The organism is Streptomyces sp. MS06, assembly GCF_047200655.1.
GTDB lineage: Bacteria > Actinomycetota > Actinomycetes > Streptomycetales > Streptomycetaceae > Streptomyces.
Genome location: NZ_JBJZOJ010000105.1, coordinates 1 through 12,851 on the forward strand (window position 1 = coordinate 1; position 12,851 = coordinate 12,851).

General features: G+C 73.1%; 10 protein-coding genes, 1 pseudogene and 1 riboswitch. Of the genes and pseudogenes, 7 read left to right on the forward strand and 4 right to left on the reverse strand.

Annotation, left to right across the window (positions count from 1 at the left end):
• Positions 1–90 precede the first annotated feature (90 nt).
• From dxs to ACL02U_RS32070, 4 genes are all read left to right on the forward strand, one after another.
• Complete coding sequence (dxs, locus tag ACL02U_RS32055) at positions 91–1,992, forward strand: 1-deoxy-D-xylulose-5-phosphate synthase (RefSeq protein WP_412794521.1); 1,902 nt, start codon at positions 91–93, stop codon at positions 1,990–1,992.
• The gene (locus tag ACL02U_RS32060) at positions 1,989–3,374 is read left to right on the forward strand and encodes an aspartate aminotransferase family protein (RefSeq protein ID WP_412794522.1); all 1,386 of its coding nucleotides are present in this window, start codon (positions 1,989–1,991) and stop codon (positions 3,372–3,374) included. Before dxs ends, ACL02U_RS32060 begins: the two co-directional genes overlap by 4 nt.
• A 76-nt stretch (positions 3,375–3,450) precedes the next feature.
• Positions 3,451–4,047: a helix-turn-helix domain-containing protein gene (locus ACL02U_RS32065; RefSeq protein ID WP_412794523.1), complete on the forward strand. Its 597-nt coding sequence runs from the start codon at positions 3,451–3,453 to the stop codon at positions 4,045–4,047.
• Positions 4,044–4,166: a DUF6126 family protein gene (locus tag ACL02U_RS32070; protein WP_412794524.1), complete on the forward strand. Its 123-nt coding sequence runs from the start codon at positions 4,044–4,046 to the stop codon at positions 4,164–4,166. The genes ACL02U_RS32065 and ACL02U_RS32070 overlap by 4 nt, the downstream gene beginning before the upstream one ends.
• 18 nt (positions 4,167–4,184) lie before the next feature.
• Here the strand turns inward: ACL02U_RS32070 and ACL02U_RS32075 are convergent, their stop codons facing one another.
• Positions 4,185–4,982, reverse strand: a complete 798-nt coding sequence (locus ACL02U_RS32075) for a tyrosine-protein phosphatase (RefSeq protein WP_412794525.1) — start codon at positions 4,980–4,982, stop codon at positions 4,185–4,187.
• A 616-nt stretch (positions 4,983–5,598) separates the two neighbouring features.
• A riboswitch (cyclic di-AMP (ydaO/yuaA leader) is annotated at positions 5,599–5,761 on the forward strand.
• Positions 5,762–5,765: 4 nt separating this feature from the next.
• Here ACL02U_RS32075 and ACL02U_RS32080 point away from each other — a divergent pair.
• A complete protein-coding gene (locus tag ACL02U_RS32080; protein WP_412794526.1) occupies positions 5,766–6,650 on the forward strand; it encodes a peptidoglycan DD-metalloendopeptidase family protein in 885 nt (294 codons plus the stop codon).
• Between the two features lie 202 nt (positions 6,651–6,852).
• Positions 6,853–7,638 carry an SGNH/GDSL hydrolase family protein gene (locus ACL02U_RS32085; RefSeq protein WP_412794530.1) on the forward strand — a complete coding sequence of 262 codons (786 nt, stop codon included), beginning with the start codon at positions 6,853–6,855 and terminating at the stop codon, positions 7,636–7,638.
• 81 nt (positions 7,639–7,719) lie between these two features.
• On the opposite strand, the pseudogene ACL02U_RS32090 reads toward ACL02U_RS32085, so the two are convergent.
• Together ACL02U_RS32090 and ACL02U_RS32095 are read right to left on the reverse strand one after the other, a co-directional pair.
• A pseudogene (locus ACL02U_RS32090) lies at positions 7,720–8,317 on the reverse strand (TetR/AcrR family transcriptional regulator).
• A 146-nt stretch (positions 8,318–8,463) separates the two neighbouring features.
• Positions 8,464–9,474 carry a cation diffusion facilitator family transporter gene (locus ACL02U_RS32095; protein ID WP_412794527.1) on the reverse strand — a complete coding sequence of 337 codons (1,011 nt, stop codon included), beginning with the start codon at positions 9,472–9,474 and terminating at the stop codon, positions 8,464–8,466.
• A gap of 333 nt (positions 9,475–9,807) precedes the next feature.
• Between ACL02U_RS32095 and ACL02U_RS32100 the strand changes: the two genes are divergently transcribed.
• Positions 9,808–11,760: a copper resistance CopC/CopD family protein gene (locus ACL02U_RS32100; RefSeq protein WP_412794528.1), complete on the forward strand. Its 1,953-nt coding sequence runs from the start codon at positions 9,808–9,810 to the stop codon at positions 11,758–11,760.
• Positions 11,761–11,824: 64 nt separating this feature from the next.
• On the opposite strand, the gene ACL02U_RS32105 is transcribed toward ACL02U_RS32100, so the two are convergent.
• Positions 11,825–12,523, reverse strand: coding sequence for a TetR/AcrR family transcriptional regulator (locus ACL02U_RS32105; protein WP_412794529.1), 699 nt, complete (start codon positions 12,521–12,523; stop codon positions 11,825–11,827).
• Positions 12,524–12,851: the final 328 nt, after the last annotated feature.

Genomic DNA, 12,851 nt, shown 5'->3' on the forward strand with positions numbered 1-12,851 from the left:
GGATGGAGCGGGAGGGTTCGGTCCCCGCCGCGGGGACACCGGCAGTGACGGTGAGTTGAACAACGGCACGGACCGAGAGGGGGCCCGAGCGTGACCATGCTGGAGAACATCCGGGGACCACGTGACCTGAAGGCGCTTTCCGAAGCAGAGCTGCACGAACTGTCCTCAGAGATACGGGAGTTCCTGGTGCAAGCCGTCGCCCGCACCGGCGGGCACCTCGGGCCCAACCTCGGGGTGGTGGAACTGACCGTCGCCCTTCACCGGGTCTTCGAGTCGCCCACCGACCGCATCGTCTGGGACACCGGCCACCAGTGCTACGTGCACAAGCTGCTGACGGGACGCCAGGACTTCTCCAAACTGCGCGGAAAGGGCGGGCTCTCCGGCTACCCCGCACGTGAGGAGTCCGAGCACGACATCGTCGAGAACAGCCACGCCTCCACCGCCCTGGGCTGGGCCGACGGACTCGCCAAGGCCCGTCAGGTGCAGGGCGGGAACGGGCACGTCGTCGCGGTGATCGGGGACGGGGCCCTCACCGGCGGCATGGCCTGGGAGGCGCTGAACAACATCGCGGCCGCGAAGGACCGACCGCTGATCATCGTCGTCAACGACAACGAACGCTCCTACGCGCCCACCATCGGAGGCCTCGCCAACCACCTGGCGACGCTGCGCACCACCGACGGCTACGAGAAGGTCCTCGCCTGGGGCAAGGACGTCCTGCTGCGCACACCCGTCGTCGGCAACACCGTCTACGAGTCCCTGCACGGTGCGAAGAAGGGATTCAAGGACGCCTTCGCACCGCAGGGCATGTTCGAGGACCTCGGCCTGAAGTACCTCGGCCCGATCGACGGCCACGACATCAGGGCCGTCGAGTCCGCGCTGCGCCGCGCCAAGCGCTTCCACGGGCCGGTGCTGGTCCACTGCCTCACGGAGAAGGGCCGCGGGTACGAGCCCGCCCTCGCCCACGAGGAGGACCACTTCCACACGGTGGGCGTGATGGACCCCCTCACCTGCGCGCCGCTCACCCCCGCCGGCGCGCCCTCCTGGACGTCGGTGTTCGGCGACGAGATGGTCCGGATCGGCGAGGAGCGCGACGACGTCGTCGCGATCACGGCGGCGATGCTGAACCCGGTGGGGCTCGGCAAGTTCGCCGCCCGGTTCCCCGACCGGGTCTGGGACGTGGGCATCGCCGAGCAGCACGCCGCGGTCTCGGCGGCCGGCCTGGCCACCGGGGGACTCCACCCCGTCGTGGCCGTCTACGCCACCTTCCTCAACCGCGCCTTCGACCAACTGCTGATGGACGTGGCGCTGCACCGCTGCGGAGTGACGTTCGTACTGGACCGGGCCGGCGTGACCGGCGCCGACGGCCCCTCCCACAACGGAATGTGGGACATGTCCGTCCTCCAGGTCGTACCCGGGCTCAGGATCGCCGCGCCCCGCGACGCCGACCAGCTCCGCCTCCAGCTCAGGGAAGCGGTAGCGGTCGACGACGCGCCCACGGTGCTGCGGTTCCCCAAGGAGTCGGTGGGGCCGTCCGTGCCCGCGGTCGACCGCGCCGGCGGTATGGACGTGCTGCACCGGGGGGACCGGCCCCAGGTGCTGATGGTCGCCGTCGGCGTCATGGCGCCGGTGTGCCTGCAGGCCGCCGAACTCCTCGCGTCCCGCGGGATCGGCTGCACCGTCGTCGACCCCCGCTGGGTGAAACCCGTCGACGCCGCCCTGCCCGGCCTCGCCGCCGAGCACGAACTGGTGGCCGTCGTCGAGGACAACAGCCGCGCGGCCGGAGTCGGCTCGGCGGTGGCGCTCGCCCTCGGCGACGCCGAAGTGGACGTACCCGTGAGGAGGTTCGGGATCCCGGAGCAGTTCCTCGCACACGCCAAGCGCGGCGAGGTGCTGGCGGACATCGGCCTCACCCCCGTCGAGGTCGCCGGACGGATCAGCGCGAGCCTGGCCGTCAAGGGCGCGGACGGCCCAGCCAAGGAGAACACCGTATGACCACCGAGTTCGACCTCGGCGCCCTGCTGGCCGAGCGGGGCGCGGAGCGGTACGAGCTGCACGCCAGGTACGTGAACCCGCAGTTGCCGCGGATGCTGCACACGATCGGCTTCGACCGCTACTACGAGCGGGCCGAGGGCGCGCACTTCTTCGACGCCGAGGGCAACGACTACCTGGACATGCTGGCCGGGTTCGGCGTGATGGGCCTGGGCCGGCACCATCCGGTGGTGCGGCGGGCCCTGCACGAGGTGCTGGACCTGGGGCTGGCGGACCTCACCCGGTTCGACTGCCCGCCGCTGCCGGGACTGCTGGCGGAGAAGCTGCTGGAGCGCAGTCCGCATCTGGAGCGGGCGTTCTTCTCCAACAGCGGCACGGAGGCGGTGGAGACGGCGCTGAAGTTCGCCCGCTGCGCCACCGGCCGGTCTCGCGTGCTGTACTGCGCGCACGCCTTCCACGGGCTGACCGCGGGCTCGTTGAGCGTGAACGGGGAGGCGTCGTTCCGCGACGGGTTCGCGCCGCTGCTGCCGGACACGGTCGTCCCGCTGGGCGACCTGGACGCACTGGCCCGCGAGCTGAAGCGGGGCGATGTGGCGGCGCTGATCGTGGAGCCGATCCAGGGCAAGGGCGTGCACGCCACTCCGCCCGGATACCTGCGCGGCGCGCAGGAGCTGCTGCACAAACACAAGGCGCTGCTGATCGCGGACGAGGTGCAGACGGGACTGGGCCGGACCGGGGACTTCTACGCCTACCAGCACGAGGAGGGTGTGGAGCCGGACCTGGTGTGCGTGGCCAAGGCCCTGTCCGGCGGGTACGTGCCGGTGGGGGCGACGCTGGGGCGGGAGTGGATCTTCGGGAAGGTGTTCTCGTCGATGGACCGGGTGCTGGTGCACTCGGCGAGCTTCGGATCGAATGCGCAGGCCATGGCGGCGGGGCTGGCGGTGCTCTCGGTGATGGAGAACGAGGGGATCGTCGCGCGGGCGCGGGCGATGGGCGAGCTGCTGAGGTCCCGGCTGGCGGAGCTGGTGGAGGAGTACGAGCTGCTGGCGGACGTGCGCGGTCGGGGTCTGATGATCGGCGTGGAGTTCGGGCGGCCGCGGTCGCTGCGGCTGCGGAGCCGGTGGGCGATGCTGCAGGCGGCGCGCAAGGGGTTGTTCGCGCAGATGGTGGTGGTGCCGTTGCTGCAGCGGCACCGGATCCTCACACAGGTCTCGGGCGACCACCTGGAGGTGATCAAGCTGATCCCGCCGCTGGTGATCGACGAGGCGGATGTGGACCGGTTCGTGGTTGCGTTCAGGGCCGTGATGGACGACGCGCACAACGGCGGAGGCCTCGTCTGGGACTTCGGGAAGACCCTCGCCAAACAGGCGGTCTCGGGGCGTTGACGCTGGCCACCGCGGGTGTGTTGCCTCTCAGGCAAAAAATTTGCCTGATGGGTAAGGGTTCCGGCTGAATGGAGGCATGAACTCCCCCGAAGCCCTGACCGCGGTGGCGCCGCAGCTTCGTGCCCTGCGGCGACGGGCCGGTCTCACCCTGGAGGCCGCAGCCCGCGCCGCGGGCCTTTCGCCCGCCCACCTCTCCCGGCTGGAGACCGGGCAGCGCCAACCCTCCCTGCCGATGCTGCTCGCGCTGGCCCGCGTCTACGGTACGACCGTCTCGGAGCTGCTCGGCGAGACGGTCGCCGACCGCGACGCCGTCGTCCGCCACGCCGGCATGGAGCCGACGACGGCCGGCGGCTGGACCTACCGGCAGGCCGGCGCCCAGGGCCGCGGCATGCAGGCCCTGCGCGTCCACGTCGCCCACGGCGCCCAGGGCGACATCGTGCGTGTGCACCCCGGCGAGGAGTGGCTGTACGTCCTCACCGGGCGGCTCGTGCTGCAGCTGGGCGACGCCACGCACCGGCTGGCGCCCGGCGACAGCGCGCACTTCGACTCGCTGACCCCGCACCGCCTCGCCGCGCAGGAGGCGCACGGGGTGGAGCTGCTGTTCGTCCACACCCTGCTGCAGAGCCCGACGGCCGCGCTGTGCCTCGGCCCCACCCCTGGAGAGACGCCATGAGCGAGCGTGAGGAGAAGTTCCCCCGCAGCCTGTGGATCCGGCTGATCGTCTACATCGCGGTGGGGCACGTCCTGGCCGCGTTCATCTGGCTGCTGTTCGAGGTGGGCGCCGGGCAGTAGCGGCCCCGCCGGTCCCCGTCACTCCAGCAGCCGGTGCCGCAGCCGCTCGCGGGTCTCGGCGGTGAGGCCCAGCCCCCGCGAGAGGTAGGCCTCCACTCCGCCCCACGTCTCCTCGATGGTCTCCATCGCCGCCGTCAGGTACTCCGCGCGCGCGTCGAACAGCGGGCTGAGCAGCTCCATCACCTCGGCGGAGTAGGCGTCGCCGGACCCGTTGCCGCGGTGCACCCTGTAGCGGCGGTGCTTGGCGTTGGACTCGAGGTAGTCGGTGCGGATCGCGTCGCGCTCCACGTCGACCGCGAGGAGTGTGACGGCTATCGAGAGCCCCGCACGGTCCTTGCCCGCCGCGCAGTGCATCAGCGCGGGGACGCTGTCCTCGGCCAGTGCGTGCAGGACCCTGGAGTGCTCGGCGGTGCGCTCCCGGATGATCGTGCGGTAGGAGTCGATCATCCGGTTCGCGGCCTTGCCGTCGGCGAGGATCGTGCGCAGCTGGTCGGTGTCGCCGTCCCGGACCAGCTTCCAGAACTCGGCTCCGTCGGCCGGGTCGCTCAGCGGCAGGTTGACGTTCCGCACGCCCGGCAGGTCGACGTCCGGGCCCTCCAGCCTCTGGTCCGCCGCATTGCGGAAGTCGAAGATCGTGTGGAGGTCCAACGAGGACAGGAAGGCGGCGTCCTCCGCGGTCGCGTGGGCGAGGTGTCCGCTGCGGAACAGCACGCCGTACCGCACCCTGCGTCCGTCGGTCGTGGGCAGTCCGCCCACGTCGCGGAAGTTGCGCACGGCGGCCAGCTCGGGTTCGGTCGACGGCACCTGCTGCGTCACGAGGGCTCCTCCCAGTCCGGCCCGCCGGCGCGCGGCGGATGGCCGACGGGACGCTGTCGACGATACGACATGGATTCCCGGGGCAACGGATTGCCCGCGGGAGCCCGGCGGACCGCCGGTCCGCACGCCGGGAGCAGGCGCCGGACACCGTTCCCCGACGGGCGAACCGCCTGCCGCGGCGTCGGCCGACGGCGCTCCGCCGCCCGCGACCTGACGACGGGAAATACGGTCTTATGGGGAGGTAATGGACGAGGCGGGGTAAGTCGGGTCTGCTGCGGCTTCTTCGAAATGTGCCCCGACTGCTACGCATCTGTGCCGTCTGACCGAATTGCACTTTTGGGTACAACTCGTCGTGTAATAGCGGACTATGGGGGTGGGTTGGTGAGGAGCGTCATAGTCGTGACCGTCCGTCGCCCGTCATGAGCACGTAATGGGGTTGCGTTCCCTGGGGCATTGAGGGAAACGCCGGGTGGCGGATGTACGCAGGGTGACAGGAAACTCCCGCCGCGGATCCGGGGAATCGCGGGCCCGTGCCGCCGTCTGCTTGTTTCGGCGCGCCCGCTCGCTTACGTTCCACTCCGATCCGGGCGGACGCCGAATCCTGCCGCCGCCCCGGACTTCGCACCCACCCACCCGTGCACGGCAGGAGCGGGGGACCCACAGGCAAGACCGCCTGTTCCGGTTCCCGGAACGGCTAGGGGTCAAGCCGCGACAGTGTCGCGGCCGGGCATCTCCAGCCCGCACCCGACAGCTCACCTCGCAGGCGCCGGAGAGGAATTCGCCATGCCCGCGAAGGGTAAGCACCGCCGTACCAGGTCCCAGCGCCTGACCCGTTCGATCGCCGTCGCCGGAACCGGCGGCGCCGCGCTCGCCCTGCCGCTCCTCGGCGCCACCGGTGCCCACGCGGCGACCCCGCAGTCGGCTCCCGAGAAGACCGTCCAGTCCGTGCCGGCCGCCGCCGTCAAGACCGCGGCGAAGAGCACCGGCTCCGGCGTCCGCACCTACACCGTGAAGGCCGGCGACTACCTCTCGAAGATCGCCGGCGAGCAGCACGTCAGCGGTGGCTGGCACAAGCTGTACCAGGACAACCGCAAGGCGATCGGCAGTGACCCGTCGCTCATCCACCCCGGCCTGAAGCTGTCCATCGGCAAGAAGGCCGCCGCCAAGAGCGCCCCCGCCGCCGCTAAGCCGGCCAAGCCGGCGAAGAAGTCCACCGCGAAGACGACGACCGCCTCCGCCAAGGCCGCGCAGAGCTCCAGCGGCTACACCCTTCCGGTGTCCGGCGCCACCATCGGCACCGGCTACCACGTGGCGGGCAGCATGTGGGCCAGCGGCTACCACACCGGCGTCGACTTCGTCGTCCCGTCCGGCACCTCCCTGAAGGCCGTGGCCGGAGGCACCGTGGTCTCCGCCGGCTGGGGCGGCGCGTACGGCAACCAGGTCGTCATCAAGCTGCACGACGGCTACTACGCCCAGTACGCCCACCTGTCGCAGCTCTCGGTGTCGGCCGGGCAGACCGTGAGCGCGGGCCAGCAGATAGGCCTCTCCGGCGCCACCGGCAACGTCACCGGTCCGCACCTGCACTTCGAGATCCGGACCACCCCGAACTACGGCTCCGACGTGGACCCGGTCGCCTACCTGCGCGCACACGGAGTCACCGTCGGCTGACGCCGGCACCCCGCACCACCACCTGCCTGACACGCCACCGAAGGCCGGACCCCGATCCCCGGGTCCGGCCTTCGGTCGTCCCACCGAGCCGACAGTGGTCCATCTCACCGCCCGTCAACCTCTGCCTACGGTCGCGTAGGTCACAACCGAAGGTGAATCATGGACCCTTGTGGCAGACGATTCGAAGAGTGACAACAGTTCAGTGATCGGGTCGTACGTGGCGGTGGGGGACAGCTTCACCGAAGGCGTCGGCGACCCCGGCCCCGACGGGCAGTTCGTCGGCTGGGCCGACCGGCTCGCCGTACTGCTCGCGGACCGGCGGCCCGAGGGCACCTTCACGTACACGAACCTCGCGGTACGCGGGAAGCTGCTCGACCAGATCGCGGCGGACCAGCTCCCGCAGGCCGTGCAACTGGCCCCGGACCTGGTTTCCTTCTGCGCGGGCGGCAACGACATCCTGCGCCCCGGCACCGATCCGGACGAGGTGGCCGAGCGGTTCGAGCGCGCCGTGGCCCGGCTCACCGAAGCGGCCGGCAGGGTGCTGGTGACGACCGGATTCGACACCCGCGGGGTGCCGGTCCTCAAGCACCTGCGCGGAAAGATCGCGACCTACAACGGGCACGTGCGGGCCGTCGCCGACCGGTACGGCTGCCCGGTGCTCGACCTGTGGTCGCTGCGGTCCGTGCAGGACCGCCGGGCCTGGGACCACGACCGGCTGCACCTCTCGCCCGAGGGGCACACCCGGGTCGCCCTGCGCGCCGGCCAGACACTGGGCCTGGAAGTCCCCGCCGACCCGGAGCAGCCCTGGCCCCCGCTGCCCCAGCGCGGCACCCTCGACGTGCGCCGGGACGACGTCCAGTGGGCGCGCGAGTACCTGGTGCCGTGGATCGGACGCCGACTGCGCGGGGAGTCGTCGGGCGACCACGTCACCGCCAAGGGGGTCCTCTCCCCGAACGACATCAGGACGCGGATCGCCTCCGTCGCCTGACGGTCGGGGAGACCCGGCGGTGTGCCGCGGGGCGGGCGGTCGCGGTCGACCGGGTCACCGCGTCCGCCCGCCCCGCGGCCGTCACCGGCTTGCCGGCAGCGCCGCCGGATCCACGCCCAGTTCCCGGGCCAGCGCCTCGTCCACCCACTGCTGCGCGCGGGCCCGGGACACGCTCCCGGTGTACGCGGTCATCTGCACGGCCAGGCCGTCCAGCAGTGCGGTCAACCGCAGTGCCGCGGCGGGGGGATCCGGGCAGCCGAACTCACCCGCCGCCACTCCCTCAGCGATGACCTCCGCGAGCGCGGCCTTCCACCGCAGGTCCAGGCCGCACGTCACCTCCCTCAGCGCGGGCTCGCGCAGCGCCGCCGACCAGCCCTCGATCCACAGCCGCCAGCCCTTCGCCTGCCCGGTCGGGGCGTACCAGCGCACGGCCGCCCGCAGCCGGCGCAGCGCGGTGGTGCGGCGGCCGAGAATCCGCCGAAGCCGCCTCAGATCGGCCTCGGCCGCGTGCGCGAACGCGGCGGCCACCAACTGCTCCTTCGTGGAGAAGTGGTACAGCACCAGGGCGTTGCTCACGCCGAGCGCCGAAGCCACGTCGGCGATCCGTACCGCCGCCACCCCCCCGCGCCTCGATCTGCTCCACCGCGGCCCGCAGCAGTTCCTCCCGCCGCTCCGCCACGCTCAACCGCACTCTCGCCACGCGGATCACCCTAGCGCCGCGCCAGCCGGGACCCGCCCCGTCGCGCCACCCGTTGCAGCCCCCGACCTCCGCCCCCGGGCCCGGGTGCCGTGACGTTCCGGCGCCGGGGACCGGGGGGCGGGAGGTCAGTGCGGGTGGGGTTCGTCGCGGTGGACGGGACCGTGCGGGTCCCCGCAGTGCTCGACCCCACCGGGCTCGTCCCGGCTGAGCTGCAGGACGGCCTCGGGCGCGTGATCGACCTGGAGGGTCGTGTGGGTGATGCCGTAGACGTCGGCGAGGAGCTGTTCCAGGTCGCGGCGGACGCCGTGGCAGTCGCCGCCGGGCGCCACCAGCACGTGTGCGGACAGCGCCGCCTGACCGGAGGTGATCTGCCAGATGTGCAGGTCGTGCACCTCGACGACGGCCGGGTGGGCGACGAGCCGGTCGCCGGTCTGGTCCGGGTCGACGTCGGCGGGAGCGGCTTCCAGGAAGATCCGTCCCGACTCGCGCAGCAGGCCGTACCCGGCCTTCGCCATCAGGACGACCACCACGAGGGTCGCCAGGGGGTCGGCGCGGGTGAACCCGGTGAGGACGATGACGAGCGCGGCGATCGCGGTGCCGACGAAGGCGAACAGGTCGTTGAGGATGTGCTGATAGGCGCCCTCGACGTTGAGGGAGGAGCGGTTGGCCCGGGACAGGCACCAGGTGGCGGCGAGGTTGACGGCGATGCCGGTGAGCGCCGTGGCGAGCATCAGGCCGCCCTCGACCTCCGACGGCTGGACCAGGCGGCGTACGGCCTCGTAGCCCAGCCAGGCCGCGAGCAGCAGCAGGGTCAGCCCGTTCGCCTGGGCCGAGAGGATCTCCGCCCGCTTGAGGCCGAAGGTGTAGCCGCCGCGGGCGGGCCGGGCGGACAGCCGCATCGCCACCAGCGCGAGCACGATGGACGCCGCGTCGGTGAGCATGTGCGCCGCGTCGGACAGCAGGGCCAGCGAGCGGGCGACGACGCCGATGACGACCTCGGCCGCCATGAAGACGGTGATCAGCGCGAGCGCGGCGGCCAGCCAGCGGCGGTCGGCGTCCGCCCGCACCCCGTGCGAGTGCCCCGCGTGACCCTCGGCGGCGTGCGAGTGCCCCGTACCGTGCCCGTGCTCGCCCACGTCATGTACCTCCCTGTGCTGACGGGTGCCCTTCGGGTGCAGTGAAACGCACCGGTGTGCGTTTCTCCAAAGGCTGCACCGGTGACCGTTGTCATCTTCGTGAGCGGCGCTGCCAACCCGCGGGAAGCCGCGCCGGACCGGACCGTCGCCGCGCCCGTTGAACACCCGCGCCCGGCGCCGCGTACTTCCGGGGAACGGGCCCGAGGGCGCCCTGCGCGCCGTACGCGCGGGGTCGGACCGGGGGTGGGGCGTTTGCGGACGGCACGGTGCCGGCGGGGGCCGTGCCGCCCGGCCGCCGCCGTGCCCACCCGCGACGAGGAAACGGGACCGGAGATGCGACACCCGGCAGCACGACCGTCCACGCACCGCACACGGGCGGCGGCCTCCCTGCTGACGGCGGCCCTCGTCCTCGCCCTGTCCCTGGCCGGCGGAGCCTTCCCCGCCGCCGCGCACGCCGTGCTGACCGGCAGCGATCCCCGCGACGGCACCGTACTGAAGGCTGCGCCCGCGCAGATCACCGTGACCTTCGACGAGGCGGTCTCGCTGGCCGAGAACTCGCTGCGGGTGCTGGACCCGGAGAACCGGCCCGCGACCGCGGGCGAACCCGAGCACGCGGACGGCAGGGCCGACACCGCCCGGGTCGCCCTCGCCCACGGCCTGGGCCGGGGCACCTACACCGTGTCCTGGCGCGTGGTGTCCGCCGACAGCCACGCCGTCTCGGGCGCGTTCACGTTCTCCGTCGGCGCGCCGACGGCGACCCGGGCGCCCACCGTCTCCGCGCCGGCCGTGGACCCGGTGGTCGGCGCGCTGAACGGCGCGGCCCGCTACGCCGCCTGGGCCGGCCTCGCCCTGCTGACCGGCGCCGCCGTGTTCGTGCTGGTCTGCTGGCCGACGGCCACCGCCGCACGACTGCTGCGGAGGACGCTGCTGGTCGGCTGGTGGGTGCTGTGCTCGGCCACCGCGCTGCTCCTGCTGCTGCGGGGCCCGTACGACAGCGGCGGTGCGGCAGCCGAGGCGTTCGACCCCGCGCTGCTGGGCCGTACCGTCCGCAGCCGTTCCGGGGCCGCACTGCTGGCCCGGCTGGCCCTGCTGCTGCTCGCGGCGCTCGTGACCCGGCACCGTGCCGCTCCGCCCCACCTCACCCGCGGCCATCGGGCCGCGGCCGCGGCGGGCGCCCTCGGCCTGGCCGCGACCTGGGCAGGGGCCGACCACGCGGCGGCCGGCGCACAGGTGCCGGTGGCCGTGGCCTCCACCGTGCTGCACCTGGTGGCGATGGCCGCCTGGCTGGGCGGACTGGTCGCCCTGCTGACCGTGCTGCGCCGGGCTCCCGCCGGGGAGCCGGTCCCGCCCTCCGCCGTCACCCGCTTCTCCCGTCTCGCCGCGTCCGCGGTGGCCGTGCTCGTGGTCACCGGGGTCTACCAGTCCTGGCGCGGCCTGGACTCCTGGCGGGAGCTGTTCGCGACGGACTACGGCAGGATCCTCGCCTTCAAGGCGTGGGCGGTGCTGCTGATGCTCGCCTTCGCCCGGCATTCCCGGCGCGCGGCCGGCGCCCCGGCGCGGGTGCGCGAGGAGGAGCGGGTGCCGGTCGCCGCAGGAGTGGGCGCGGCGTCCCCCGGCGCCGGTCCGGGGCCGCGTCCCGCGGATCCGATGCCGGATCCGATGCCGGATCCGATGCCGGATCCGATGCCGGAGCGGATGCCGGACCGGACGCCGGACCGGATGCCGGAGCGGAGCAGCGCGGCGGGCGGCGCCGAGGACACGCGGGCCGACCGCGCGCCCGGCCCGCCGGCCGGCCGACGCGCTCTGCGCCGCTCGGTGCTCGCCGAGGCGCTCGCCGGGGCGGCGGTCCTCGTTCTCACCACCCTCCTGACCGGCACGCAGCCGGGCCGGGCCGCCGCCGAGGCCGCGGCGGTCCGCTCCACGGTCCCCGGCCGGCCGGACGTGAACCTCACCCGCGTCCCCTACGACACGGGCGCCACCACGCTCGCCGGGCGCGGCACGGTCCAGGTCACCCTGGAGCCGGGGCGCGCGGGACGCAACGTGGTGGAGGCGGTCGTCTTCGGCGCCGACGGCAGCCCCGTCACCGTTCCCGAGCTGCGCCTCGCGTTCAGGCAGGTCGGTCGTGGCATCGGCCCGCTGGACGCGCACCTCGTCGACGAGGGCGGCTACTGGGGGAGCGACACCCTCACCCTGCCGGTCGCCGGGACCTGGACCATGAAGGCCACCGTCCGCGTCTCCGACTTCGACCAGGTCACCGTCTCGGCACCGGTGGAGATCGGCCCCTGACCGGCCCGGCCGCACGGCCCCCCGGATCGGACGCGGCCGTGCTTGCAGCGCCGCCGGTGCCTCGTCAGGAGGCGCCCCCGTCCCGCAGCAGCCGCCGGAGCGAGGGCAGCAGGGCGTCGATGTCCGTGCCACTGCGCAGCACGACGACCGTGGTGCCGTCCCCGGCCGCCCCCGGGGACGCGGAGGGCGCGGCGGGCGGCACCGGGAAGAGGGCCAGCACCTCGCGCATCGCGTCGTCGACCTCCGCGGCGGGATCCGCCGACTCCCCCCGCAGCCATCGCCTCAGCACGTGGTTGTGCGCGGCGACGACGTTCGCCGCCATGAGTTCGGCCCGCAGCGGCGTCGACGTCCCGTTGTCTCCCATCCAGTCCGAGATGAACTCGCGGAACAGCCGCTGGTACCGGGCCACACTGACGATCTCCCGCTCGCGCAGGGCGGGCACCTTGCTGGTCAGGGCGTACCTGCGGCGCGCCAGCTCGCCCTCGTCGAGGTAGTGCATCAGGACCAGCCGGACCGCGTCCGAGACGGCGACCAGGGCGGTGGCATGCGTGGATCCGGCGAGCCGGCCGCTGATCGCCGAGAGCAGGCGGTCGTGGTCGGGGAAGATGACCTCCTCCTTCGACCGGTAGTGCCGGAAGAAGGTGGTACGCCCCACACCGGCGCGCTCCGCGATGTCCTCGACGGTCGTCTGTTCGTAGCCGCGTTCGTCGAAGAGCGTGAACGCCGCCTGCGCGAGCCGCTCCCGCGTCGATCCCTTGCTCATGCGGCCTCATCCTCTCCTGCGCGCACGTCCGGTGGCCACTTGCCACCCTTCACGGTACTGAGTACCGTGAAAACAGAATCGAGTACCAGGCGGTAGAAGCGGGGCGGAGGGCGGCGTGCACCCCTGGCGCAGGTCTCCGCGTGGTCATCGCCCGCCGAGAGCCGCACAGGCCGCCACCGACGGCCGCACGGCCCGGTCCCGCGCACCCGCCCCGCACGCGAAGCTCCCACCGACACCCGCCCCGCCGGCCCGCCCCGGTGGCAGGACGCCGGCACCGCACAGAACGGAAGCGAACGATGACGGTCGAGCCGTCGCGGACCAGTGACCG